This is a genomic window from Cupriavidus sp. PB-02 (assembly GCF_058252315.1).
This window is the reverse complement of the sequence record NZ_CM177695.1, coordinates 1,579,877-1,606,398: the sequence shown is the minus strand read 5'-3', so window position 1 is coordinate 1,606,398 and position 26,522 is coordinate 1,579,877. Positions and strand designations below refer to the sequence as shown.

General features: G+C 65.4%; 20 protein-coding genes. 16 read left to right on the top strand and 4 right to left on the bottom strand.

Annotation, left to right across the window (positions count from 1 at the left end):
* The first annotated feature begins 78 nt into the window (after positions 1 to 78).
* The 8 genes from AC10V3_RS28130 (at position 79) to AC10V3_RS28095 (ending at position 7,733) form a co-directional block, all read left to right on the top strand.
* Positions 79 to 930 carry an IclR family transcriptional regulator gene (locus AC10V3_RS28130; protein ID WP_022538640.1) on the top strand — a complete coding sequence of 284 codons (852 nt, stop codon included), beginning with the start codon at positions 79 to 81 and terminating at the stop codon, positions 928 to 930.
* 44 nt (positions 931 to 974) lie between these two features.
* A complete protein-coding gene (locus tag AC10V3_RS28125; RefSeq protein WP_022538639.1) occupies positions 975 to 1,916 on the top strand; it encodes a LysR family transcriptional regulator in 942 nt (313 codons plus the stop codon).
* Positions 1,917 to 2,108: 192 nt separating this feature from the next.
* Positions 2,109 to 3,257: an acyl-CoA dehydrogenase family protein gene (locus AC10V3_RS28120; protein ID WP_454753118.1), complete on the top strand. Its 1,149-nt coding sequence runs from the start codon at positions 2,109 to 2,111 to the stop codon at positions 3,255 to 3,257.
* Between the two features lie 29 nt (positions 3,258 to 3,286).
* Positions 3,287 to 3,802, top strand: coding sequence for a MaoC family dehydratase (locus tag AC10V3_RS28115; RefSeq protein ID WP_022538637.1), 516 nt, complete (start codon positions 3,287 to 3,289; stop codon positions 3,800 to 3,802).
* Between the two features lie 12 nt (positions 3,803 to 3,814).
* Positions 3,815 to 5,026 carry a thiolase family protein gene (locus AC10V3_RS28110; RefSeq protein ID WP_041681782.1) on the top strand — a complete coding sequence of 404 codons (1,212 nt, stop codon included), beginning with the start codon at positions 3,815 to 3,817 and terminating at the stop codon, positions 5,024 to 5,026.
* An 18-nt stretch (positions 5,027 to 5,044) separates the two neighbouring features.
* Positions 5,045 to 5,452 (top strand): Zn-ribbon domain-containing OB-fold protein, encoded by a 408-nt coding sequence (locus tag AC10V3_RS28105; protein ID WP_022538635.1) that lies wholly within the window; start codon positions 5,045 to 5,047, stop codon positions 5,450 to 5,452.
* Positions 5,453 to 5,491: 39 nt separating this feature from the next.
* The gene (locus tag AC10V3_RS28100) at positions 5,492 to 6,508 is read left to right on the top strand and encodes a Bug family tripartite tricarboxylate transporter substrate binding protein (protein ID WP_022538634.1); all 1,017 of its coding nucleotides are present in this window, start codon (positions 5,492 to 5,494) and stop codon (positions 6,506 to 6,508) included.
* Between the two features lie 67 nt (positions 6,509 to 6,575).
* Complete coding sequence (locus AC10V3_RS28095) at positions 6,576 to 7,733, top strand: CaiB/BaiF CoA transferase family protein (RefSeq protein ID WP_454753117.1); 1,158 nt, start codon at positions 6,576 to 6,578, stop codon at positions 7,731 to 7,733.
* A 56-nt stretch (positions 7,734 to 7,789) separates the two neighbouring features.
* Here AC10V3_RS28095 and AC10V3_RS28090 read toward each other — a convergent pair whose 3' ends face one another.
* Positions 7,790 to 13,321 (bottom strand): trifunctional serine/threonine-protein kinase/ATP-binding protein/sensor histidine kinase, encoded by a 5,532-nt coding sequence (locus AC10V3_RS28090; protein WP_490923777.1) that lies wholly within the window; start codon positions 13,319 to 13,321, stop codon positions 7,790 to 7,792.
* A 371-nt stretch (positions 13,322 to 13,692) separates the two neighbouring features.
* Positions 13,693 to 14,766, bottom strand: coding sequence for a porin (locus tag AC10V3_RS28085; RefSeq protein ID WP_022538631.1), 1,074 nt, complete (start codon positions 14,764 to 14,766; stop codon positions 13,693 to 13,695).
* A 257-nt stretch (positions 14,767 to 15,023) separates the two neighbouring features.
* Between AC10V3_RS28085 and AC10V3_RS28080 the strand changes: the two genes are divergently transcribed.
* From AC10V3_RS28080 to AC10V3_RS28055, 6 genes are all read left to right on the top strand, one after another.
* On the top strand, positions 15,024 to 15,803 hold the full coding sequence (locus tag AC10V3_RS28080; RefSeq protein ID WP_022538630.1) for an IclR family transcriptional regulator: 780 nt from the start codon (positions 15,024 to 15,026) through the stop codon (positions 15,801 to 15,803).
* A 238-nt stretch (positions 15,804 to 16,041) separates the two neighbouring features.
* Positions 16,042 to 17,982 (top strand): AMP-binding protein, encoded by a 1,941-nt coding sequence (locus AC10V3_RS28075; protein WP_454753115.1) that lies wholly within the window; start codon positions 16,042 to 16,044, stop codon positions 17,980 to 17,982.
* Positions 17,983 to 18,071: 89 nt separating this feature from the next.
* Complete coding sequence (locus tag AC10V3_RS28070; protein ID WP_022538628.1) at positions 18,072 to 18,902, top strand: enoyl-CoA hydratase/isomerase family protein; 831 nt, start codon at positions 18,072 to 18,074, stop codon at positions 18,900 to 18,902.
* Positions 18,903 to 19,027: 125 nt separating this feature from the next.
* Positions 19,028 to 19,624, top strand: a complete 597-nt coding sequence (locus AC10V3_RS28065; RefSeq protein WP_490923776.1) for an AraC family transcriptional regulator — start codon at positions 19,028 to 19,030, stop codon at positions 19,622 to 19,624.
* 171 nt (positions 19,625 to 19,795) lie between these two features.
* A complete protein-coding gene (locus AC10V3_RS28060) occupies positions 19,796 to 20,980 on the top strand; it encodes a CaiB/BaiF CoA transferase family protein (protein ID WP_022538626.1) in 1,185 nt (394 codons plus the stop codon).
* A 213-nt stretch (positions 20,981 to 21,193) separates the two neighbouring features.
* The gene (locus AC10V3_RS28055; RefSeq protein ID WP_022538625.1) at positions 21,194 to 21,973 is read left to right on the top strand and encodes an IclR family transcriptional regulator; all 780 of its coding nucleotides are present in this window, start codon (positions 21,194 to 21,196) and stop codon (positions 21,971 to 21,973) included.
* Positions 21,974 to 22,000: 27 nt separating this feature from the next.
* Here the strand turns inward: AC10V3_RS28055 and AC10V3_RS28050 are convergent, their stop codons facing one another.
* On the bottom strand, positions 22,001 to 22,780 hold the full coding sequence (locus AC10V3_RS28050) for an IclR family transcriptional regulator (RefSeq protein ID WP_490924321.1): 780 nt from the start codon (positions 22,778 to 22,780) through the stop codon (positions 22,001 to 22,003).
* A 255-nt stretch (positions 22,781 to 23,035) separates the two neighbouring features.
* The gene (locus AC10V3_RS28045; RefSeq protein ID WP_490923775.1) at positions 23,036 to 24,049 is read right to left on the bottom strand and encodes a Bug family tripartite tricarboxylate transporter substrate binding protein; all 1,014 of its coding nucleotides are present in this window, start codon (positions 24,047 to 24,049) and stop codon (positions 23,036 to 23,038) included.
* Between the two features lie 244 nt (positions 24,050 to 24,293).
* Between AC10V3_RS28045 and AC10V3_RS28040 the strand changes: the two genes are divergently transcribed.
* Both AC10V3_RS28040 and AC10V3_RS28035 read left to right on the top strand, forming a co-directional pair.
* Entirely contained in the window at positions 24,294 to 25,451 is a 1,158-nt protein-coding gene (locus AC10V3_RS28040; protein WP_022538622.1) for a CaiB/BaiF CoA transferase family protein, read from the top strand.
* Entirely contained in the window at positions 25,448 to 26,431 is a 984-nt protein-coding gene (locus tag AC10V3_RS28035; protein WP_022538621.1) for a Bug family tripartite tricarboxylate transporter substrate binding protein, read from the top strand. Before AC10V3_RS28040 ends, AC10V3_RS28035 begins: the two co-directional genes overlap by 4 nt.
* Positions 26,432 to 26,522: the final 91 nt, after the last annotated feature.

Below are 26,522 nucleotides of genomic sequence, written 5' to 3'. Positions count from 1 at the left end.
CAGGTACGGGCGCGTCGGCCAGGCGCCGCGTGCAGGTGGGTATCGGGCGCAAGCACACCCAAGGATACGGAGACGCCCATGTTGCAGCAAGCAGGCGCGAGGCCGCGAGACCATCAACCCGGCATCGGCGCGATCTGGCCCAGGCCGGGCCGGTCCGCTACGGCGGAAAGCCAGGTGCGGGTGGTGCCGCTGGCACGCGGCCTGGCCGTGCTGGCCGCCTTCGGCCCGGAGCAGGCCTGGCTGGGCAACCAGGAAATCTCGCTGGAAACCGGCATCCCCGCGCCCACGGTCACGCGGCTGCTGCAGTCGCTGGTCGCACTGGGCTACCTGCACCACGACGAGGTGCGGCGCAAGTACCGGCTTGCGGCCGCCTCGCTGGCGCTCGGCTATGCGGCGATCGCCGATCCTGCCGTGCAGCGCGAGGCCAGCATCGAGATGCGCAAGTTCGCCGAAGCGACCGATACCTACGTGGTGCTCGGCACGCGCGACCGGCTCGATGTGATCGTACTGGACAGCCGGGTCGGCAGCCAGGCGGTGCTGGACCTGCGCCTGACGCCGGGAACGCGCCTGCATATCGCGTCTTCGCTGATGGGATCGGCGCTGCTTGCGGCGATCCCGGAACTGGAGCGCTGCTACCTGCAGGGCAATGTGGAGCGCAAGGCCGGCCGCGACTGGCCTATGCTGCGGCGGCGCATGGCCGAGAAGATCTCGCAGGTCCATGAGCTGGGCTTCTGCATGTCGCTCGGCGAATGGGAGCCTGAGCTGGCCAATGTTGCCGTGCCGGTGTGCGTGCCGGAGCAGCCGCCGCTGGTGCTGGCCTGCATCGGCCGCACCGCGCGCATGGCGCGCGCCCGCGTCGAACGCGAGCTGGGGCCGCGCCTGCTGGCGATGGCGCAGGTGCTGCAGGAGCGGCTGGCATCGCGCGAATAAGGCGGGCAAAATAGGCTGGCCCCTTACCATCCCGCCAGCCTTTCATGACCGAATTCAACCGCCTGCACCTGATCCGGCAAGTCGACCTGTTTACCTTGCGGCTGTTCCTGTCCGCTGTCGAAGAGCAGCAGATCGGTCGCGCCGCGATCCGCGAGAATATTGCCGCTTCAACGGCGACCAAGCGGATCCAGGACCTGGAAGATATTGCCGGCGTCAAGCTGCTCGAACGCGGACCCAAGGGCGTCGTGCCCAGTCCCGCGGGCGCGGTGCTGGTGCGCTACGCACGCGAGATCCTGGACAGCATCGAGAACCTGCGCTCCGAGATCTCCGCCTTCACCGAAGGCATGCGCGGCAAGGTGGTGGTGGCTTCGGCACGGTCGATCATCGCTCCCTTTCTTGCCCGTGAGCTGGGCGACTACGCGCGCGATTTCCCGCTGGTGGAGCTGGTGGTGCGCGAAGTCGAGAACGCCGCGATCATCGAGGCGGTGTCGCGCGGCGATGCCGACGTAGGCGTGTTCGCCATGGCCCACGAGCTTGAGCTTGGGGGCGTCGACGTGACGCCGTACCGCCGCGATCGGCTGGTCGCCGTGGTGCCCAACACGCACGCGCTCAGCGCGCGCGAAACGGTCAGGTTCGAAGACCTGCTGCCGGAACGGCTGATCCCGGTGGAATCGATGCTGGGCATGTTCCGCGCCGCGGCCAAACGCCTGGGCGCAGAGTTCGCCCCACCGTTCCACGTCGTCAGCGCCGGGGTCGCGACCAGTCTGGTGCAGGCCGGACTGGGCGTGACCGTTCTGCCCGAATGCCTGCTCAGCCACGATATGTTCGACCAGGTCACCAGCGTTGCCATCGACGAGTCATGGGCCGTGCGCACCACCCATATCGCCACGGCACGAGGTCGTGTCCTGAGCCCGCCTGCCGCCGCACTGATGAAGCAGCTGCTCGACCGCCCGCACGGCGAGCCCGCCGTTTCAGGGCAGGGCTAAGCGCCACCGCGCACCACTGCGCGGCTGCGCATCCGGGCGCCTCCTCCGGCTCACTTCGATCCCACCGAATCGCCGCTTCGGAAAAGGCCAGTTGGCTTGCCGGCTGCACATCACTACGCTTCCAACACGCATCGCAGCAAGGGTTCGCTGCAATGCAGGCAGATGCCAACGCAAACCAATGGAGGCAATACAGTGCAACCGAATTTCCTGAATGAATCGCAGGCCTTGTGGCTGGATACCGTGAACCGTTTCATGGACAACGAGGTCACGGTCGAGTACGTGCGCAAGTGCGACCAGAACCGTGACTATCCCTACGAGGCCTACGACAAGATTGCCAGGCAGGGCTGGCTGGGGCTGCTGTTCACGGAGGAAGAGGGCGGTGCCGGCGGTGACATCTTCGACTACACCCTTATGGCCGAAGGCCTTGGCAAGTTCGGCTTCGATTTTGCTGCAGCGGTCCTGGTGCCGACCTTCACGGCGATGAACATCGCAAAGTACGGCACGGCCGCGCAGAAGGACAAGTACATCCAGCCATTTATCGAGGGCAAGATCCGCTTCTCCGTGTCGATCTCCGAGCCCGACGCCGGCTCCGATGCCTCCAACACGAAGACCCGCGCCCGTCGCGACGCGAACGGCGACTGGATCGTTTCCGGGCAGAAGCTGTGGTGCAGCGGCGCGGCGGCCAATGATACGGTCATCGCCATGCTGGTACGCACGGATGCCGACAACAAGCACGGCGGCCTTTCCGTGCTCCTGATTCCGAACACCACGCCGGGCCTCGTGATCAACAAGCTGCCGACGCTGTCGCGGCATGCGACCGGCACCACCGAGATCTTCCTGGACGAAGTGCGCGTGCCGGGCGATGCGATGCTCGGCGAGGAAGGCCAGGGCTGGGAAATCATCACCAAGCACCTGGAACTCGAACGTTGCTCGGTGGCAGCGGCCTACGTCGGCAACGCGCAGACGGCGGTGTCGACGGCGGTGCGCTATGCCCACGAGCGTATCCAGTTCGGCAAGCAGCTTTGGGACTTCCAGGTGCTCAAGCACATGCTGGCCGATTGCCAGACCCAGGTGGATGCAGCACGCCTGCTGTGCTACCGGGCCGCGCAGATGGCTGCCGCGGACGTGCCTTGCAGCCGTGAAGTGTCGATGGCCAAGCTGTACGGCTCGGAGACGCTGAAGCACTGCGCGCTGACCGGCATGCAGGTGCTGGGCGGCTACGCCAACCTGCCGGAAGCCGACATGGAGCGCTACCTGCGCGAAAGCGTCCAGTCCACCATCGGCGGCGGCACCTCGCAGATCCAGAAGACCATCATTGCCAAGTCCATGCGGATGGGCTGACAGCGCCAACACTTCAAGGAACCAGCAAAATGACCGACACGACCAAGCGCGCTATCAACAACCGCATCGACCAGACCTTTGACGAGCTGCAGGTAGGCCAGATCTTCCGCTCGGGCGGGCGCACCGTCACCGAAGCCGACGTGGTCAACTACTGCGCACTGACCGGCAACTGGATCGAGATCCACTCCAACACCCACTACGCCTCCAAGACCCGCTTCGGCCAGCGCCTGGTGCAGGGTTCGCTGACCTACTCGATCGTCACCGGCCTGATCCAGTTTGGCCTGGGCATCCAGGCGAACTACGGCATCGACAATATGCGCTTCCGCAGCCCGGTGTACATCAACGACACCATTTACGCGGTGTGCGAGGTGATCGGCAAGAAGGAGAAGGACGAGAAGTATGGCGTGATCAAGTTCCTCATCAAGGCGATCAACCAGAACGGTGACCTGCTGCAGCAGGGCGAATGGAGCCTGCTGATGCTGCGCAGCCGCGAAGACCTCGACGCGCTGATCGCGTCGTCGCTGCCCGAACTCAAGGCGGCCTGAGGCGTGGCGGCCATGTCGACCAAGCCAGTGGCAGCCATCGTCGGGATGGGCGACGCCTACGCGTCCCGCGCGAATCGCAAAGACCCGCTGCAGCTCGCCGCCGAAGCCACGCGGCGCGCGCTGCAGGACGCGGGCATCAGCAAGGACCAGGTCGATGCCGTGTACACCGGCCGCTCGCCCTGGGCGGACAAGCGCTCGCAGTGGAGCAACATCTTCATCTCGCATATGCAGATGCCGGTTAAGCGCACCAGCGAGATCACCATGCACGGCGCCGGGCTAACGGCGACGCTGGCGGTGGCCTCGGAGATGATCGCTGCGGGCCAGGCAGAGTACGTGCTGTGCCTGCAGAGCGACGCGACCGAGCTGTTTGTCGATGCCGTGGCGATGGGTGCCGAGGCCGATGCCGATCCGCAATTCGAGGTGCCGTATGGCCCGATCATCCCTGCGCTATACGGCCAGGCTGCGTGCCGCTACCTTCATGAGTTCGGCCTGACCGAGGCGGACCTCGCGGAGGTGGCGGTGGCCAACCAGCGCTGGGGCGTGCATCACCCGCATGCTGCCAAGGCGCGCTTCGGCGAGATCGACCGCGAGACCGTGCTGGCCTCGCCCTATGTCGCCACGCCGCTGCGGCGCTGGATGTGCTCCACCTGGGGCGGCGGCACCGGCGGCGCGCTGGTGGTCACCTCGCCGGAACGGGCAAAGGCGGCGTGCAACCCCATCTACCTGATGGGCTACGGATCAGCCACGACGCACGAGTACCTGGGCGATCGCATGAACATGCGGTCGTGCAAGTTCCCCGAGCTCGGCCCGATGCCCAACCTGACCTACACCGCAACGGCGGCGGCGGCGAGGCAGGCCTATGCCATGTCGGGGCTGTCGCCGGCTGACATCGACATGGCGCAGATCTCGGTGAACTTCGCGCACATGGGGCCGATCGTCATGGAAGACCTGGGCTTCGCGAAGAAGGGCCGGGGAATCGACCTGTACCGCGAAGGACGCACCGGTGTGGACGGCGACCTGCCCACCGACACCAACGGCGGCTGGCTGTCGTTCGGCCAGCCGGGCATCTCCTGCAACATGGACAGCATGGTCGAGGCCGTGCGCCAGTTGCGCGGCGAAGCGCTCGGGCTGGCGCCCGCGCGCCGGCCGAAGACAGTGCTGGTGCAGGGTGCCGGGGGCATGCTGGCCGCTGGCAGCGTGCTGCTGCTGTCTTCCTCCACCTGATTTCCATCGGAGCCAGTGATGATCCAAACGCAAGACGGCTGGCCGCAGCCGTACCAGCTTCTCGATGCCAGGCCCTACTGGGAAGGCCTGGGCGCCGGACTGCTGAAATACCAGCGTTGCGGCGGATGCGGCCAGGCGGTCTGGCCGGCCCATTCCTTCTGTCCGCACTGCAGCGCCGACCAGCTCGCATGGGAAGTCTCCGCCGGACGCGGCAGGCTGTATTCGTACAGCACCGTGATGCGGGGGCCGACGCCGGCCTTTGCCGCGATCGCGCCGTACACGGTCGGCTTTGTCGAAATGGACGAAGGCTATTTCCTGTTCACGCAGATCGAAGGTCCGCCCGAGTCGATGCAGATCGGCAACCGCGTGCACGCGCGCATGATCGAACGCGGCGGGCAGGCGCTACCGGTGTTCGCCCAGGACTGACGCAGCGCACGACATATAACGCATAGAACGGAGAGAGACATGACAGTACGACTAGCAGCGGCCGGCCGCCGCCGCTGGCTTCGGCTGGCGGGTGCCGCCGGCCTGGCCGCCTGTGCGGCGCTATCCCTTCCCAGGCCGGCCGCGGCCGCGGAATGGCCGACCCGGCCTGTGAGGATCGTGATCGCGGTCGCGGCGGGCTCCACCGGCGATATCCTGGCCCGGACCCTGGCGCAGCGCCTCGAAGGCATCTGGAAGCAGCCGGTGATCGTCGAGAACAAGCCCGGAGCGGGCGGTGTCATCGGCACCGAATATGTCGTCAACGCCACAGATGGCCATACCCTCCTGCTGGGCACGCAAAGCTCGATCCTGCCCAAGTTCACCACCAGGAACCTGAAGTTCGACCCGATGACCGACCTGGTGCCGGTGTACAAGGTCATCAACTACCAGCTCGTCATCGCGGTGAATGCAGAAACCGCCCCGAAAGCGAAGACGCTGCGCGAACTGGTCGACCTGAGCAAGGGCAGCCCCAACGGGCTGTTCTTCGCCGGCACGGGCCAGACTTCGGTCTTCAACCTGACCATGGCCCTGCTCAACAAGTCGCTGGGCCTGAAGTACACGCCGCTGGACTTCAACAGCATCGGCGCCATGAATCTCGCGGCAATGCGCAACGACGCGCAGTTCCTGGTCAACACGCCGAGCTCGATGAAGTCGCAGATCGACTCAGGCAAGCTCAAGCCGCTGGCTGCCATCAGCGCCGAGCGTTACGCCAGCTTCCCTGAGCTGCCGACACTGGCCGAGGCGGTGGGCTACAAGGGCTACTTGCCGCTGCTGTGGGCTGGCATCTTTGTCCCGAAGGGAACGCCGGCGGCGGTGGTGGACCGCATTGCGCACGACTTCAGCACGCTGGAAGCGGACAAGGCATTCCGGAGCAGCATCGAGTCGCGCCTGAGCGGCCGCATGGTGGCGTCGTCGCCGTCTGCGTTTGCGAAGCAACTTGCTGAAGAGGCCAACGTCTGGAAGAACCTCTTTGCTGAAATGAACTACAAGCCGGAGTAGCCATGTCTGACAGAGGCCCGGCCCGCCGGGCCCGGAACAGGCCAGCGATTCCCAGGAGACAAAAGCCATGGCGCAAACGCCAGCCGGGCCCCTTGCGGGCATCAAGATCGTGGAACTGGGCGGCATCGGCCCGGGGCCGTTCTGCTGCATGTTGTTGTCGGACCTGGGCGCCGACATCATCCGCATCGACCGTCCGTCACCCTCCGACGGCGGCGCGCCGGTCGAGGCACGCTTCGACCTGCTCAATCGCGGCCGCCGCAGCGCGGCCATGGACCTCAAGCAGCCAGAAGCGGTCGCAACGGTGTTGCGGCTGGTCAGCCAGGCCGACGCCGTAATCGAGGGCTTCCGCCCCGGCGTGGCCGAACGGCTCGGGCTGGGCCCGGACGATTGCCACAAGGTCAACCCGCGACTGGTCTACGGCCGCATGACCGGCTGGGGGCAGGACGGGCCGCTGGCCCAGGAACCGGGGCACGACATCAACTACATCGCGCTGACGGGCGTGCTGCATTCCGTCGGCAAGGCCGGCGAGGCGCCGTCGATCCCGCTCAATCTCGCGGGCGATTTCGGCGGCGGCTCGCTGTACCTGGCGCTGGGCGTGGTGAGCGCCATCCTCGAGAGCCGCATGTCGGGGCGGGGCCAGGTGGTGGATGCCGCGATGGTGGACGGATCCGCATCGCTGATGACGCTGATCTACGGCCTGAGGGCAGCAGGGTACTGGACCGACGAGCGCGGCACCAACCGGCTCGATTCTGGCGCGCCCTGGTACAACGTGTACGAGACGAAGGACGGCAAGCATGTCGGCATCGGCGCCAATGAGACGCGTTTTTATCGCAACGCCGTGAAGCTGCTCGGGCTCGACGTCGACAAGCTGCCCGGCCAGCACGACCGCGCCGGCTGGCCGGCGATGCGCGGGCAGTTCGCCGCCGCGTTCCGGACTCGCACCCGCGATGAGTGGGCGGCGCTCGCTGGCGGTGCCGAGACCTGCATCACGCCCATCCTGTCGATGGGGGAGGCCCCCCACAGCATCCACCTGCAGGCGCGCAAGACCTTTGTCGAAGTCGAGGGCGTGGTGCAGCCCGCGCCGGCGCCACGCTTCAGCCGCACGCCGGGAAGCATCCAGCGGCCGCCGGCCCGCCCCGGACAGCACACGGACGAGGTGCTGGGCGACTGGGGGTTCTCCGCGCAGGAGCTTGCGGCGCTGCGCGACGCGGGTGCGATCCGCTGACGCCTGCTGCGGCAGCGGCCGCTTTCGGGGCCGCTATCTGGCCCGTTCGCTGCGTATCACGCTGAAACGGCTGGATGGGCGGGCACCGTGAACCGAAAGATCGCGCCGCGGGGCACGTTCGCGCTCGCCCACAATCGGCCGCCGTGTGCTTCGATGATCGAACGGCAGATGGACAGCCCCATCCCCAAGCCGGTGGACTTGGTCGTGTAGAAGGGGGCGAAAATGTGCTCGGCGCTGTGTGGGGCAAAGCCTGGCCCCGAATCGCTCACCGCCACGAGCACGCAGCCAGCGTCCGCGTCATCCCCCGTACTGATCAGCAATTCCCGCACGCCGTCGCCGACACCCCCCATAGCCTCCATCGCGTTGATGAGCAAGTTGAGGAGGACTTGCTGCAATTGGACCCGATCTCCTTGAATGAGCGGTAATCGGTCCGCGAGATGCGTCTGCACTGAGGCGCCGTGCTTCCGTGCTTCCCCACGGGTGAGCTCAATCACTTCGTGGATTGCCTTGTTGATGTCCAACGGTTCCTTCAGTGGTGGCGCTTTCTTGACCAGTTCACGGATGCGGCCAATCACGGCAAGCGCTCGATTGCCGTCGTTGACGATACGGCTGAGCACCTGCCGAATCTCCTCCAGGTCAGGCGGCTGGGCGCTCAGCCACCGCAGCGCAGCCTGGGCATTGGTCACCGTCGCGGCGATCGGCTGCTTGATTTCGTGAGCAATCGAGGACCCGAGCTGCCCCATCGTGGCGACGCGGTTCGCATGTGCCAATTCCGTCTGCACCTCGCGATAGCGTCGCTCGCTCTCGCGGACGCTTTCCTCCGCCTGCTTGCGCTCGGTCAGATCGAGCACGAAAGCGACACCTTCCTTCCGACTTGCTTCGAACGTGGCCGCACCGACCATGACGGGCACGCGGCTGCCGTCCTTTTTGACAAACTCTTTCTCGAAGGGCTGCGCGCGCCCCGTCTCCCCGATCTCTCGTAGCGCTCGTTCGTCGCCCTCGCGCCATTCCGGCGGTGTCAGATCCCTCCAGCGTACGCAACCTGCGACGAGATCGTCACGCGCGTATCCCACCATGCGAAGAAATGCGTCATTGGCCTCAAGGATGTCACCACCGGCATTCCAGACGATGATCCCGATGATGTTGGCGTCGACGAGGCGCCGGATCTTCGCTTCGCGCTCCACGAGTTCGTGGTACAGATGGGCGTTTTCCAGCGCGATCGCGGCCTGCGAGGCCACCAGCCTCAGTACGGCGATGCGAGCGGGGGTGAACACGCGCGTAGTGAGATTGTTTTCGAGGTAAAGCGCACCAGTGAGCTTCGCCTGATTCATCAACGGCAAGCAGAGAATGGAACGAGCACGTTGCTGACCAATGTAAGGATCTGCAGCAAACGATGGATCGGCCACGGCATCGTCGAGGATCACGCTCTCCCGGGTCCGCAGGACGTAATAGAGGACAGACTCCGGCAGCACCGCCGCGGTCACGGGCTCGTCCTGTAGATGCACGACGACAGTTTCGCCGCCAGTCGTCGCTTCCGCGGTTATCCGTTGTTCGCCGCCGTCCGGAAGAATCAACAGACCTCGTTCGGCGCCTGCCTGTTCAATCGCCGTACGCATGACCATCTCGATCAGCTTTTCCAGGACGATGTCTCCCGAGACCGCCTGCGACACCTTAATCACGGTCGCGAGATCGAGGTGTTCGACCGGCGTCGCGATCGTGCCCGTTGGGCCGGGCGCGAGCTCTTTCGTTCTGAGGTGCGGATACATCTGCTCGAGTTGCCGCACCTTCCCCTCGGCTCGCCAACGCAGGTAGCAGTAGCGAGCGTTGTGCAAATAGGTCTCGGCGATGACCTCGAATTCACGCGCCGCGTAGAATCGCGCGGCGAGTTCGTTGGCAAGCGCCTCGATGTGCAGAAAGCCGTTTGCGCGTGCCGAGCGGATGGCCTGTTGGTAAAGGCGCATCGCATCAAAATTGCGGTCTTCGATCCGGGCAATCTCCGCGCCCACCAGCGCGGCGCGGTTCTCGAAATTTTCCGGGCAATTCTCCGCCCAGACCTTCAGTTGCCTGTGATGCGTAGCCAGAGCATCCAGGTGTTGTTGTCGCTCGTGGGCTAGTCCGGAATCGCAGCAGGCGGCGTGGGACAACGCGCCGTAGAAGTGATATTCGGCTTCCTCGAAGAACGAGGCCGTGGTCCAGAGCAGCCCTTGCGCCATCGCTGCGGCGTCCATGGCCGTCGCATGGTCGCCGGCGATACAGCGCGCCTGCAACTTCCGGATCCAGTACCAGCACGCGGCAATCGCCAGTTCCGGATTCTCTGAAAAACGGCGCTCGATCCGAAGTTCATCAAACTGACTATCGTCAAGGCAACCAAATTCTGGCGTGAGTCCCCGGAGAGTCCGAATCAGCGCGACTTGCGTTGAGATGATGTCAATGGCAAGGCCGAACCGCGACTTCTCCGCGAACGCGAGGCCGTGTTCGGCTTCGGTTTGCGCCTCGGACAGCGACTCGCCGGAAAAAATAAGGTTCGAGTTCAGATCGTTGCGCGTGTAGGCGGCATACTGGAGATCACCGACGCGGTTCGCCGCTTCGAAAGCGCGGCGCTGCAGATCACGGCAAGCCCCCACGTGTTTCATCCAGGGCACGACAAAAAGCGCGAAGCAAACAAAGGTTCTCGCCTCGAGGCGTTTTAGCCCGCGCCGTTCGACGAGGTCGTAGCCTAGCTGGCCGAATCGGAATCCGGCCTTGTAGTCGCCGAAATGCGGTCCTGCGATTCTGATGAGAATGACATAGGCGAAACAGGAAGCATCGCAGTTGCCGCGCTCAAGGCTCAGACTGACCGCCTTGCAGATGGTCAGGGAAGCCAGGTTCTCATCGGTGTACAAGGCCGGCGTCCAGAGCTTCATCAGAACATCGATGGTTGCCAGGGACGCCGGGTCCTCCATCAGCGGCAAATCGATAAGATCGTCGATTGCCCGGTCCCCAAGGGTTGACCAGATGCGCTCGTATTCGCGTCGTACCGCTTCGTCTTTCGGATGGGGCGACCACTCGATACCGAAGTGCCGGAGGCAACTGAGGCCGACGATAATGGCGCGGCTGCTCTGATCGAGGACCAGGCAGACATCCATGTGCAAGCACGCGACGATGGCTTGTTCGACCGTCGTCGTGGCGTGATCTGACAGTGCCGCCAGGCGCTCGTCCGCAACAGATAACTCGCCGGTCAAGAATTCGCATTCGGCCCGGTTCAGCTCCAGCGCGAAGATTATCTCGTGGTGGCGGTCCCAGCTATCCTCCGCCAAGAGCGCCACGCCGATATTGAGATAGGTGAGCGCCGAGGCATAGGCGGTGGACCCCTTGGCCCGCTTTCCCGCAATCAGGTTGAGCTCGGCGAGTTGGTCCCGTTCCTCTTGCTGCGTGATCAGCGCAGCGCCGCGGTTGAGCTGATTGACGATCTCGAAGATCGCCTCCTCCCGCTTCTCGGCGGGAGTTCGCGTGACGAGCAGGCGACCGATCCGGAGATGGACCTCAGCGCGCATTGCTTTCGGGATCAGTGAATAGGCGGCTTCCTGGACACGGTCATGAATAAACTTGTAAGAGCCCTCCAGGCGCTCGACCAGTTCCTGACGGACGGCCTCCCAGAGAACCGTATGGACCTGCTTCTCCGAGGTCGCGAGAACGGTCGACAATATCGGGATCTCGGCGATGTTGCCGAGGCAGGCAAGCTGCTGCACCGCGTGTTGTGTTTCGACTGGCAAGCGGCTCAGTTTGCTGACCATCAGATCCACGACATTGTCGGTGTAACCTTTGGCGTGAATGCGATCGAGATCCCAGGCCCAGCACATCGCGTCATGATCGAAGTGGAACAAGCCCTCTTCGGCGAGCGAGTAGAGAAACTGAATCACGAAGAACGGATTGCCGGCGGTCTTCTCATGCACCAGCTGCGCCAGCGGCGCGACGCGCGCCGGTTCGCAGCAAACCGAATCCGCAATCAACTGCCCGAGATGTTCACGGGCAAGCCGTGCAAGCGCGATCTCCTCTACCTTCCCGCCAGCGTTCCTGATGGCTTGCAGCTTGCGCATCAACGGATGCGCGGCATCGACTTCATTGTCCCGATAGGCGCCGATCACCATCAGGTGCTGCAGGTCCGACCGTGTCAGCAGATCCTCCAGCAAGTCGAGCGTCGCCGCGTCGAGCCATTGAAGATCATCGAGGAAGAGAGCCAGCGGATGTTCCGGCCGGGCGAAAACACCAATGAATCGGCGAATCACGAGCTGAAAGCGGCTTTGCGCCTGCTGCGGCTCAAGCTCCGGCACCGGCGGCTGGTCACCCGTGATGAGCTTCAGCTCGGGGATGAGGTCGGTCATGAGCCGCGCATTCGGCTCCAGGGCCTCCAGCAGCGCGCCGCGCCAGCTCGCCAGTTCGGTGTCCCGCTTGCCGAGCAGCGGCCGCACCAGGCTCTGGAAAGCCTGCACCAGCGTCGAATAGGGAATGTCGCGCTTGTACTGGTCGAACTTGCCGGATGCAAAGAGCCCCCGCGGCGGCACCAGCACCTTGTGCAACTCATTGACGACGGAGGTTTTTCCGATGCCGGAATACCCCGAGACCAGCACCAGTTCCGTTGCGCCGCTTGTGACCACGCGGTCGAAGGCCGCGAGCAACGTATCGACCTCGCGCTCCCGGCCGTACAGCTTCTCGGGGATCACCAGCCGGTCGGGCGTGTCGTGTTCCCCCAGCGGGAACGCATCGACCTGGCGATCGCGCTCCCAGCCAGCGAGGCAGCGTCGCAGATCCTGCTCGGCGCCGGCCGCGGTCTGGTAGCGCTCCTCGGCCGTCTTGGCGAGCAGCTTCATGACGATGTGGGAGAGCGGAGCCGGTACCGGCGTCAGGCGCTCGCTGGGCGGCACCGGCTTTCGGGCGATATGGCAGTGCACCCATTCCATCGGGTCGGCCGCCGAAAAAGGCAGCGCGCCGGTGAGCATCTGGTAGAGCACGACGCCGAGCGAATAGAGGTCGCTGCGCGAATCGATGGAGCGATTCATCCGACCGGTTTGTTCGGGCGCCATGTAGGCGAGCGTGCCGGCAATGGTTTCGGGCGGCTCGGGCGCCTGGTGCTCGCGCGGCAGCCGCGAGGCGATGCCGAAGCCGGTGAGCCGCGCCCGTCCGTCCGTGCAGTTCACGAGGATATGGGCGGGCTTGAGGTCCTTATGGACGAGGCCGCGCTGATGGAGTTGGCCCAGCGCCGCCGCGATGCCGACGGCGAAGTGCAAGACACTCCCCACCTCCATGGGCGCGGCGAGCAGCCGCTCGAGCGGCTCCCCCCCCGGATCCTCGAGCACCAATAAGGTCCGGCCGTCTTCGCGCAGAAGCTCCAGCGGCCGCACCGCCCACGCGCTATCGAGTTCATCCTTCAGCCTGAATTCGTGAGCGAGGCGATCGAGGCTGGCGGACGATGGATAGTCGGCGGCGGGCCGCACAATCAGAACGTTGTCGGCGCCGCTATTGCCCGGGCGCTGGCCTCGACAGAAGACGCGCTCGCCGTCCTCCCACAAGATTTGAATGCTTAGGCTGTTACCCATCGGCGCTGAAACCATGTGAAGGGTTCATCTTGCACTTTGCTGCAGGCTGCTGCCCGGCGTTGGGCCAAGAGGACGCCACATTCGTCCGCCACAACCGGGCAGGATGCGCTCAGAACGCCATTTGCGCCACGGCATTTACGCAGCATCGACGCTGCAGCGGTAGGCGTCTCCCTAGATTACACCTTGATGATTCGTCCACCGGCCGGGTTGGGTCGGCAAGTGACCTTCGTTCACGCCGGAAATCGGTGACGAGCCCAAAAAAATTGCGCCTGGTCGCGGTATGACACGCGAGCAGGCGCCAGTTCCCTTTACCTCTTCCCTTTTCTGCTTCTTGTCTGGTTGCCCCGGTCGCGCCGCATTGAAGCGACACGGCCGGAGCCAATCCGTCAGAACTTATGGCGAATATTGACCATGACCCCCGTCTGGTTCTCGCCCGGCGTGATGGTGCTGCCGAAGCCGTTCAGGCCAAGGTTGGAGTTGTCCTTGTTGCGCACGTACCCCACGTTCAGGAAGGCATCGGTGCGCTTGGACAAGGCGTAATTGGCCGACGCGACCAGCATCCACGGATCCTGTCCGTTACGCCGGTTATTCAGGTAGTAGCCCGCGCCGGTCAGGGTGAGGGCGGGCGTGGCCTGGAAACGGTAGCCCAGCCAGAACAGGTCGTTGCGACGCGCGACACCGATATCGCCGTTGAACCAGCGATAGCCGGACAAAACCGTCGAGCTGCCGAAGCTGAAGTTGGCCGCCGCCGCGATGCGCCGGTCGGTCTGGCCGGAGCTCTGTCCGGTGATGCCACGCGTGCCTTGTTGCTGGTCATAGATCACGGTGGCGCCGAAGTTGCCGCCGGCGTATTCCAGGCCGCCGCCAAACGCACGGTCGCTCTTGACGTCGCCGGGTACCTCGGTGCCGAGCGACGTGGTGCCGCCGCTGGTGATGCTGGTACCGCGGGCAAAGCTGTACAGGGCGGTTGCGGTGACGGGGCCGAACTTGCCCGTGTACTTGGCCGTGTTGTCGTAGCGGCCCGCAAGGTTGGTATCGATCGACAGCGCCGAATAGCGTGCCGCCAGCACCATCGGTTCATAGTTGATCAGCAGGTCGAAGAGGGCGTTCTGCTGCCGGCCGAGCGTGACGCGGCCCCACTTGTGGTCCAGGCCCACGAACGCCTGGCGGCCGAACAAGCGGCCGCCCTGGCTGGATACACCGCTGTCGAGATCGAAGCCGCTCTCCAGCGCGTAGACCGCTTTCATGCCGCTGCCCAGGTCCTCCACGCCGCGCAAGCCCCAGCGCGAGCCCGACACGTTGCCGGACGTCATGCGAAACAGCTTGTCGCCGGCGGCATTGGCGTGGCTCAGGTATTCCAACCCGATATCCGCGACGCCATACAGCGTGACGGACGATTGCGCGGCGGCGAATGGTGCAGCCATGGACAACAGCACTGCTGCGTAATACCGACTCTTCATAGGGCTCCTCCGTTGTGGTCTTGTATGTGTGCGGAGTCTGTGAGATGTCGTGCGATGGCGTCAAATCCCATGCGACAACTGTGCCGTGCAATGAAATTGAAGACACTTGGAGTACCTGCCGGTGCGGGTAAACCTCATGGAAGCTGGCGGTCCTTGCTGCCAGAATGGACCTAACAACCGTAAGGGACGAGGGGTGCGGATGCAGGCGCGTGCGCGCGCGTGACGATGTTCCCTTCTGCAAGCTGTACGGAGTCGCAATGAATCCTTCCTCACCCGTCACCATGACGCTGGAGCGTGGCCTCCAGGTACTGCGCGCCTTCCGCGCGGAGCGCGTGCCCCTGACCAACGGCGAACTGGTGCGCCGGACGGGCCTGTCCAAGTCCACGGTGTCGCGCCTGACCATGACGCTGGTCAGCATGGGCTTCCTGCGCCGCGTGGCGGGCGGGCCGCAATTCGAGCTGGCCAGCGGCCCGCTCGGCATTGGCCACGCCTACCTGGAAACCAACGCGGTCACGCGGCTGGCCCATCCGTTCATGCAGCAGCTGGCCGACCGCCTCAACGTTTCGGTGGCGCTGGCGGTGCCCGACCAGCTCGACATGCTCTATGTCGCGTATCGCACCAGCACGCGCATCGCCACGCTGCGGCTGGGCACAGGATCGCTGTTGCCGATGGGGCTGACGGCGATCGGGCGGGCGTGGCTGTGGGGATTGCCCGAGGACACCCGGGCTGGCTACATTGCATCCGTGGTAGAGGCAGCGGGGCCGCAGGCCGAAGAGGTGCAGAAGAACATCGAGGCGGCGTTCGAGGACCTGCGCACGAGCGGCGTGTGCATGTCGGTCGGCGAATACCAGCGCAATGCCTATGGCATCGCGCTGCCGCTCAGGGTGGGGCGCGCGGACACGCTGATGGCGCTGAACTGCGGGGCGGTCGAACTCCGGCCGGACGTCGATGCGATCCGGGCGCGCATCGTGCCGGAACTGACGACCGCAGCGGTGGAGCTGATGGTGCTGCTGCGCGATGTCGGCAGTGAGGCTTAGCGGGCCGGGGCCGGGGCCGCGTTCCGTGCTCTGGAAGCCATTGTCCGGGCCGCGGGCAGGCGCGGCGCTCCGGACCGCGCCACGGCATTCCAAAGTACGGCACAACACCGCTGCGTTGATTGACTTGCCTCGGTGCGTCGCGCACGCTGGACCTATGCGATGGCGCTCCTGATACAGCATGAACTGTCTTGACCACATCGCGCCGCAGCAACCGTGCAACCCATACGCTGGATTTTCGATGAGTGACTCTCTGCACAATGACTGGATCCCTACGGGAGACGATATCGCCACGGCGAACGTGTCGGCGCTGGTCGCGCGCCTGGGCCTGAAGGATTACGACGAACTGCTGGCCTTCTCCAACGAGAAGCCCGACGCCTACTGGGACGCCGTCATCGACTTCTGCGGGATGGTGTGGGACGTTCCGTACGTGCAGTACGTGGACGCTTCCAAGGGCAAGCCGTTCCCGAAGTGGTTCCCGGGCGGGCAGCTCAACTGGGTCAAGTCCGCGCTCAAGTGGGCGGACGATCCCGCGATGGCATCGCACACCGCCGTGGTGGCCGAGAAAGAGGGCGGCGCGGTCGAGCAACTGAGCTATGCCGAGCTGGCGCGCAAGGTGGCCGGCTTTGCCGGCGGCCTGAAGGCGCTCGGCGTCAAGCGCGGCGACCGCGTTGGCCTGCTGATGGAAAACGGCGTCGAGGCGACAGTGACCTCGCTGGCCATCGCCTGGATCGGCGCGGTGACCGTGCCGCTGTTCAGCGGCTTCGGCGTCGATGCGATCGTGTCGCGCCTGTCGTCGTGCTCGGCCAGCGCGCTGGTGGCCACCACCGGCTTCTCCCGCCGGGGCAAGTGGGTTGATACGCGCAGCCTGGTCGACGAGGCGCTGTCGCGCCTGCCGGACATCGGCACCACGGTCTGGAAGCATGCGGGCGAAGCGATCGCCTTCGGCGACAAGGTACTGGACTGGCGGCAGGTGGCCAGCGCGCAGCCGGATGCCGCGCCCGAGCGGATGTCGCCGGACGATCCCTTCATGATCATCTATACCTCCGGCACCACCGGGAAGCCCAAGGGCACCGTGCATACCCACGGCAGCTTCCCGATGAAGATCGCGCACGATTCGGCCATCCATTTCAATGTCAGCCCGAAGGATGTGTTCTGCTGGCCGGCGGACATGGGTTGGGTCGCCGGCACGCTGGTGATGTCGTGTGCGCTGCTGCGCGGCGCGACGCTGGTGTGCTATGACGGCGCACCGGATTACCCGGACTGGTCGCGCATGTCGCGCATCGTCGAACGCTACGGCGTGACGCACTTCGGCTCGGCGCCGACGCTGATCCGGGGCCTGGCCGCCAACGAGGCCATCGCCACGCAAGGCGATACGTCGACGGTCAGGCTGCTGATCACGGCCGGCGAGGGCATCGATCCTGAACACTTCCTCTGGTTCCAGAAGGCGTTCGGCGGTGGCCGCCGCCCGGTCATCAACTACACCGGCGGTACCGAGGTATCCGGGGCGCTGCTATCCAGCGTGATCGTCAAGCCGATCAGCCCGGCCGGGTTCAATACCGCCTCGCCGTCGGTGGCCGCCGACGTTGTGGATGCGGATGGCAAGTCGCTGACCAACACCGTGGGCGAGCTGGCGATCCGCCGGCCGTTCGTCGGCATGACGCAGTCGTTCTGGCAGGACGACGAGCGCTATCTCGACACCTACTGGCACACCGTGCCGGGCATCTGGGTGCACGGCGACCTGGCGCTGCGCCGCGACGACGGCACCTGGTTCATGATGGGCCGCTCCGACGACACCATCAAGCTGGCGGGCAAGCGCCTTGGCCCGGCCGAGATCGAGGACGTGCTGCTCGAACTGCCCGAGATCGCCGAAGCCGCCGCGATCGGCGTGGAGGATCCGGTCAAGGGGCAGAAGCTGGTCGTGTTCCTGGTGCCATCGGCTGCCATGACGCAGTCGAACGAGGCACTGGCGGCCGCTGTCAGCAAACATGTCGACGGCCGGCTGGGGCGCCCGTTCCGCCCGTCCGTGGTCCACGTGGTCGCGCAGCTGCCGAAGACGCGCAGCTCCAAGATCATGCGCCGCGTGATCCGCAGCGTTTACACCGGCCTGCCTGCCGGCGACCTGTCCGCGCTGGACAACCCGCCGGCACTTGAAGAGATTCGCGCCGCTGCCGCGCATTGACGCCGCCGTGAGGGCGTCATTGATTGACGGGAGCGTGTGTATTTCCTTGTTCGCTGGACACGCCCCCGCACTTTTATTCAGGAGATTCCATGTCGAAAAGCAATGCCGCCGCGGGCGCGGCCTATGAGAACTATTCGAGCCTGGCGTTTGACCGCCCCGGCGAGGGCGTACTGCGCATCACGCTGAACCGTCCCGAGCGCCTGAACGCGCTGGATGCGCGCGGCCATGACGAGATTGCCCGCGTGTGGCGCGATATCGATGCCGACCCGAGCGTGAGCGCGGTGGTGCTGTGCGGCGCGGGCAAGGCCTTTTCCGCCGGTGGCGACTTCGAGATGGTCGAAGAGATGATCGACTCCTTCGACGCGCGCGCCCGCGTCTGGCGCGAGTCGAAGGACCTGGTCTACAACATCATCAACTGCTCCAAGCCGATCGTTTCGGCCATCCACGGCTCCGCTGTCGGTGCCGGGCTGGTTGCAGCGCTGCTGGCTGATATCTCGGTGGCGGCGCGCACCGCGCGGCTGGTCGATGGCCATACGCGCCTCGGCGTTGCCGCCGGCGACCACGCCGCGATTGTGTGGCCGCTGCTGTGCGGCATGGCCAAGGCCAAGTACCACCTGCTGCTGTGCGAGCCGGTGAGCGGCGAGAAGGCGGAGCAGATGGGCCTGGTGTCGCTGGCCGTGGATGAGGCAGAGCTGCAGGACACGGCGGTGTCGATCGCCACGCGTCTGGCCAATGGCGCGCCGTCGGCGATCCGCTGGACCAAGTATGCGCTGAACAACTGGCTGCGCCAGGCAGGCCCGACCTTCGATGCTTCGCTGGCGCTGGAGATGTTCGGCTTCGGCGGCCCCGAGGTCAGGGAAGGCGTTGCCTCGTTCCGCGAGAAGCGCGCTCCGGTGTTTCCGCGCACGACCACGGCCTGAGCGGGAAGGGCGCGGCACGCTGTGGTGGCGGCGAACGGGGCGTTCGGAAATTGCACAGGCAGGAAATCGGCCTTGCGGCGATGATATCCATCGTCGCATCGTCCCTCACCACCTTCCGAGCCAACATGCGCGTTCATCTGCAATGCCACATGCACGTCAGCCTGCAGCGGCTGTTGCTGGCCTTTCCGCTAACGGTCGCCGTCACGCACGGCAGGCTGGTGATCAGGCGGCGCGGGTACGAACGCCTGCTGTCGCCGGGGCAGGAGGCTGCCATCGCCCCCTTCGAAGCCATCGACCTGCACCTGGACGGAAGCAGCGTGCAGCCAGCCGCCTGTAGCCTGGAGATCCAGGGCATGGTGCCGGCCGCCGTGCAGGCATCGCTGCATCACCGCATCTGCAAGCGGGTATTCCTGCAGCCGCAGTACGCCTGGAGCGCGGCCTTTATCGCCGAACGGCTGGATATTTCGACTGCGCAGGTGCGCCGCACGCTGTTCTCCCAGGGCACGGCCCTGACCGATCTTTGCCGCACGCAACGGCTGATGCGGGTGCTGTTCGAAGCCATGGCGGGCGACGTCGCGATGTCCAATCTTGGGCGCTTTGCCGGCTGGCCTGCCAATAGCGACCTCGACTCTGCTTTCTACGATCGCTTTGGCTTGACGATGGATGCCGCGCGGCGGCTGGCACTGCATCGCTCGCCCGAGCAGCGCCGCTCGGTGGCCTGATCCGGGCGGCGCGGCGCGCCCGTTTCCGCATCGCCCCCGCACGGCATTTCCGAAGTACGGAACGCCTCGGGCGCCTTGATTGACTGGCAAGGGGCCGACGGTCACGATCGATTCCACCAGGCCCCGCCTTATGCGGGCGCGGCAGCCAGTCAAATATGGAAACGAACAAAGATGTCCAAGGTGCTTGAAGGTATCCGCGTCCTCGATTTCGGACGCTTCATTGCCGGCCCTTTCTGCGCAGCGCTGCTCGCGGACTACGGTGCCGACGTCATCCGCATCGATCGGGTAGGTGGCAGCGAAGACCGGTTCATCGTGCCGGTCACGGACTCGGGGGAGGGGGCGCTGTTCCTGCAGTGCAACCGCAACAAGCGCTCGATCACGCTGGACATCGACAGCGAGGAGGGCCGCGAGGTGGTGCGCCGCCTGGTGGAGACGGCCGACGTGGTGGTGGCGAACATGCCGCCGAAAACGCTGGCGAACCTGGGGCTGGATTATGCGACGCTGAGCGCGATCAATCCGGGCATCATCCTGACCGCTTCGACGGCCTTCGGCTCGCATGAAGGCGCGGGCCACCGGGTCGGCTTCGACGGGGTGGGGCAGGCGATGAGCGGTGCAGTCTATATGTCGGGCACGCCCGACAGCCCCACCAAGGCGATGGTGCCTGTCGTCGACTTTTCCACGGCTTTGTCGTGCGCGCTCGGCACGGTGATGGCGCTCTATGAGCGGCGCAACAGCGGGCGCGGGCAATGCGTCGAGGCGTCGCTGCTGCAGACGGCGCTGAACCTGTCCAGCGGCGCGCTGATCGAGGAAGCGGCGCTTGCCATCGACCGGCAGGCGATGGGCAACCGCAGCCCCTCCTATGGGCCCTCGGACATCTTCCGCGTGGCCGACGGCTGGATCATCGCCCAGGTGATCGGGCAGCCGCTGTTCCGGCGCTGGGCCAACCTGATCGGCGCGCCGGAGCTGGTGGACGATCCCCGCTTCAGCGACGACCTGCGGCGTGGCGAGCACGGTGAGTTCTTGAGCGACCTGATGGGCAAATGGTGCGCCAGCCGCACCCGCGATGACGCGCTGCGGGAACTGGAGAAGGCCAAGATCCCGGCAGCGCCGATCTATTCCCCGCGCGAGGCACTGGATGATGCGTCGATCCAGGAGTCCGGCGCTTACATCTGGCTCGACTATCCCGGCCTGCCGCGCAAGGCGCCGATCGTGGCCCCGCCAGCGGTGCTGTCGCGCACCCCGCCTGAGGTTGCGCGGCGGCCGCCCACGGTCGGTGAGCACACCGAAGAAGTCCTTGCCGAGGTCGGCTTTGACCGCGCGCAGGTGCAAGCCATGCGCAAGGCAGGCATCGTCTGACAACGCCGTCGCACCATGGCAATTCGCGCTACGCGATTCCCCGGTTCGCCAGTGACTACTTGAGCGCAACCGGGCCGCTCCACTAGCATCGATTCAGAGTAAGCGGGCTCCGCCTCCAGGGAACGACGAACAGGTCCGGCAGCGCATGTCGCATGCAGGCCAGCTTCATCCGGCGTCCGCAAGCTACCTGACGTGTGTGACGGAGACGCAGCCATGATGCAAACGAGACGGGATGTCGCCAAGGGAGACGTGAGGGTGGTTCCACTGGCCCGAGGCCTGGCTGTGCTGTCCGCATTCAGTGCGGCACAGCCGTGGATGGGCAATCATGAGATTGCCGTGGAGACGGGCCTGCCGGCACCCACAGTGTCCCGGATGGTGCATTCCCTGGCGGCGTTGGGGTATTTGCGCTATGACGAGACCCAGCGCAAATACCGGCTCGCCGCGGCCGCATTGACCCTTGGCTACGCGGCTGTGGCAGGCGATGGGGTGCAACACGCCGCCCGCGTTGAAATGCAGAGGTTTGCCGATGCCAGTGATACCCACGTCATTCTGGGAACGCGCGACCGGCTCGATGTCATCGTCAACGAATCGCAGGCTGGCAAGAACGTGCAGCTCGACACCCACCTTGCGACAGGGATCCGCGTGCCGATCGCTTCGTCCCCGATGGGCTGGGCGCTTCTTGCCGCGTTGCCTGAACAGGAGCGCTTCTACCTCCAAAGCAACGTCGAACGCAAGAGCGGCCGGGACTGGCCAGCGCTGCGCAGGCAGATGGCCGAAGGCATGTCACAGCTTCACGAGTTCGGCTTCTGCATGTCGTTTTGCGGTCGCGAGCTGGCTTCGGTTGCGGTGCCCGTCCGCGTGCCCGGGCATCCGTCGGTGGTGCTGGCCTGTGTCGGCCGCAGCATGAACCGCGCGAGGGTGGAGAGGGAACTGGGCCCCAGGCTGGCCGCGACAGCGCATGCCCTGGAGGAGCGGCTCAGCGTGCATCACTGATGGCGCGATGGTGGACCCCGTCCACCATCAGATCTGTGCATCGGTATCCCGAAGCAGGTCGACAAGCTCGGCTGCCGCGGCTTTCAGCATTGGCGCGATACGTTGTGTAATGGCGGTCATGTCCGGCTCAAGCGCAACGGCGCCGCAACTCAGCGACATCAGTGTTGCCGAACGTCCCACCGTGACCGGAAGTGCAATCCCATATGCGTTGCGCTGATAGGTGCCCAGGGACGTGCATACGCCAAGGGTCTGGAGATCCTGGAAGGCCGCCCCGATGCCGCGTTCGAGTTCGCCGGCACGCGCGCCGGCGGCATGCTTGAGGGCTTCCAGATAGTCATGCCGGTCGTCAGTCCGCAAGCCCCATAGCCAGGCTCGGCCGCTCGCCGTCCAACCCATCGGAAGCAGCGATCCGACGCCGAGGCGCAGGGTCGAAATGCGGGAACTGGTCCGATGCGCGATGTACAGCATATCGAGCTGGTCGGGCACGGCGAGCGAGACGGACACGTTGAGCCGGTCCGCCAACGCCTGCATGAATGGATGCACGCGCTCGGTGACGGGGTTGGTTTCCAGGTAGGTGTCCCCGATGTCGAGAGAACCCGATGCCAGTTCGAACTGCGTGCTGCCGGCTACGCGGCGAATAAAGCCCAGCGCGACCAGGGTGGTGGTCAGGCGCGATACCGTTGCTTTGGACAAGCCAGTGCGCCTGACGAGTTCGGCATTTGTCAGTGGCGTACGTTCGGCACGGAAGGCGCGAAGCACATGCAGGCCCGGCTCCAGGGTCATCGTGATTTGCGCGGGACGTGTCATGAATGCTTGCCCTTTCCGTGCGCCGCTGCCGGTGGCGTGCTTATCGGTTCTCTTTTCCGCGCCGGCGTGCGCTGCGTTTTCCATACCGCTGAGACTGATGGTAAGGGCGCCAACCGCGCGGCTCAAATGCCGATTGGCGAGGCCACGATTACCGGAATGCGAACGCACCGCGTGCCACGGATTCGCGGGTAACGAATCGGGACGTCGTGGTTTGTCATTTGATGCGGCGCGGCAAGGCTTATACGATTCCAGTACTCATGATCCGGCCTTGACGCCGGTTCGCCTGCGGGTCGCAACGTCAGGATTCTTTCGAAAGTTGCGAGATTCGCTTCCAGTGCGCATCCTCCTTCGGCAACTCAGAGAGAAACTGGCGGCGATCCGCGATGTCGACGTACATCGACTGATGCGCGCAGAACGCCTTGAACGCGGACGACTGGGCGATACGAACAGTTCGTCGGACAGGCGTTCCACGACTGGCGCCGGCGTCGCCACAGGTGCCAGGGCCGCGATCCACGACGCCACCTGGAAGCCCGCAACCCCAGCCTGCGCCGCGGTCGGAACATCCGGGATCTCGAGCCATCGCCCGGGGCTGGTGACGGCGAGCCCGCGCAGCTTCCCTGCCTTGACCATCGGCACCACGCTTGGTGCCCCCTGGCTGGTGAAGTCCACCTGGCCGGCGATGACGTCTGTCACGGCGGGGCCGTTACCCTTGTAAGGGACATGCTTTGCGCGCGTCTTCGTCAGGTCGTTCAGCATCACGGAGCAAAGATGAGAGGTGCTGCCCGCTCCCCCGGATGAAAACGTGATCTCGCCCGGCTTGCGCTTCATGGCCGCGATCAGGTCGCCCAAGGTCTTGTAGGGCGAATCGGCCTTGACCACGATGCACAGCGCGGAACTGCTCACCCTGGCAAGCGGAACAAAGTCCTTGACCGGATCGAATGTGACCGGGCCATCGACAAACCACCGCGTGGTCAGGTGCGGAACACCGGCGAACAGCAGCGTATACCCGTCACCGGCCGCCTTGGCAACGGCGTCGGTGCCGATAAGGCCGCCGGCGCCGGCGCGGTTGTCCACCATGACCGGGGTCTTCAGGCCCTTTGCCAGCGCCTCGGCGACGAATCGCGCGGTGATGTCGACCGCCGTGCCCGGCGAGGCCGGCACCACAATGCGAATCGGCCGCGACGGGTATTGCTGTGAAAAGGCCGTCGGCGCGCAAACGGCGGCCCCTAGTGACGCCACGGATGTCAGGAAATGCCTTCTGCTGAACATACAGTCTCCTCTGCTATGCCTCGAAGATAGGCCCGGCCAGCGGGCCCGGCAATCAGCGCTGGCGCACCGTTCCGTGCTTTGAGTACAGGCGGACGTTTCGATGCACGGAACGCCGTGGGCTGGCAAGTTGAGTTCCGGGGGGACTGGGCGCACGATCGGAACGTGCCGCCTCTCGGAGGCGCGGACGCTTTCGCGCCCATTGCAGTCGTGCGCGAAAACACGATCCAGATACCAGGAGACAATAGTGGGACCACTTGCTGGAGTGCGCATCGTGGAGCTGGCGGGAATCGGGCCGGCTCCCTTTTGCGCCATGTTGCTTGCAGACCTCGGCGCGACCATCATCCGCGTTGACCGGAAAGAGCCATCGGGGCTGGGCCTGTCACGGCCGCTGCAGTTTGATCTGGTGTTGCGCAACCGCAAGTCGATTCAGGTCGACTTGAAGGATCCGGCGGATCTGGAGTTGGTGCGTTCCCTGATCGACAAGGCTGACGCCCTGATCGAGGGGTTCCGCCCCGGTGTCACCGAGCGGCTCGGGCTCGGTCCTGACGCGTGCCTTGCGCGCAATCCGAAGCTGGTATACGGCAGGCTGACGGGCTGGGGCCAGGATGGGCCGCTGGCCCAGACGGCAGGGCACGATATCAACTACATCGCCATCACCGGACTGCTCAATGCGATCGGGCGCGAGGGCCAGGCGCCGACGGTACCGCTCAATGTCGTTGGCGACTATGCGGGCGGCTCGGTCTATGCCGCACTCGGTATCGTGAGTGCCCTCCTGGAGGCACGTTCCTCCGGCAAGGGCCAGGTCGTGGATGCCGCCATCGTCGATGGCGTGGCGTCGCTGCTGACCGTGCATACCGGGCTGCGCGCGGCAGGCCTGACGGGGCCGGACCGGGGCACCAACCTGCTGGATTCGGGAGCGCCTTTCTACGATGTCTACGCGTGCGCCGACGGCAAATACGTGTCGATCGGTCCGATCGAGCCCAAGTTCTATCAGCAGCTTCTCGAGCGGCTGGAACTGGATGCGTCTGCGCTGGGCAAGCAGGCGGACCGTGCCGACTGGCCGACCGCCCGCCGCGTGTTTGCGGCGCAGTTCATGACGCGAACCCGTGCGCAGTGGACCGAACTGCTGGAAGGCAGCGACGTGTGCTTTGCGCCCGTGCTCGACCAGGAAGAAGCCTTTGCGCATCCGCATCTGAAGGCGCGCGGCACCTTCGTTGAGGTGGATGGCGTGATGCAGCCGCGCCCGGCGCCGCGCTTTTCGCGCACCAGCCCGGCCGATCCGGTTCCCCCGGCTGCCGCGACGCCGGAGAACGCCGCGCAGGCACTGGCGGAATGGCTTTCCAAAGAGGAGCTCGATCACCTGGCCGCCGCTGGCCTCTTCCAGAAGGAGGCAACGCGATGATGACACGCCGCACCTTCCTGCAGTCGCTGCCGGGGCTGGCGGCTGTACCGGTATCGTTCCCGGCTTCGGCGCTGGCCCAGGCCTATCCGTCCCACCCGGTGCGAATCATCGTGCCGGTCAGCCCCGGCTCGGGCAGCGATGTCGTGGCGCGCTACATGAGCGCTGAGTTGACGAAGCTCCTGGGCTCACCGTTTGTCGTGGAAAACCGCCTTGGCGCAAGCGGGATCATCGGCACCGATTTCGTGGCGAAGGCGCCCCCGGATGGCTACACGCTGCTGTGCACGTACGCCGCGCACTATTCGAACCAGTGGGTCGAAAAGACGCCGTACGATGCGGTCAGGGACTTCGAGCCGGTCGCCCGGCTGGGCATGTCGGCGTTGCTGCTGACTACCGCGGCCAATTCGCGGTTCCGCACGGTTCAGGACGTCATCGCAGCGGCCAGGCGCAAGCCCGGGAGCGTGTCCTTCGGATCCTCCGGAAACGGCACCACGTCCCACATGGCGGCGGCGCTGATGAGCAGCATGGCCGGCATCGAAATGACCCACGTCCCGTACAAGGGGCCGGCGCAGGTCGCGGTCGATACGGCGAGCGGCCAGGTCGACGTCGGCTTCGGCGGCGTGGCCTCGTCGCTGGCGCTGGTCAAGGCGGGCCGCCTGCGCGTGCTGGCGGTCACCAGCCTGCAGCGCTCGAGCCAGCTTACGAGTGTCGTGACCATGGACGAGGCCGGCCTGAAGGGCTATGAGCTGATCTCGCCGATCTGGGTCATGGCCCCGCGGGGCACACCGCCTGCCATCGTCACGCAACTGTCCAAGGCCATGACGGCGGCTGCCGCGACGCCCGCTTTCAAGTCTTACTGTATCGGGCAGGGACTGGAGGTCGACATCGCGGATGCTGCCGCGGTTCGCGCCAATGCACCGGCTGAACTGGAGCGGTGGAAGAAGCTGGTAGCCCTGACGGAAGCCAAGGCAAAGGCCGGGTGATATGGAGTGCGAGCCGACGCAGGTCGGCTCGCTCGTTTGCTTTGATGGTTTGTCCGATTCGACGAATCCCGGCGCCTGCTTGCCGGGCAAT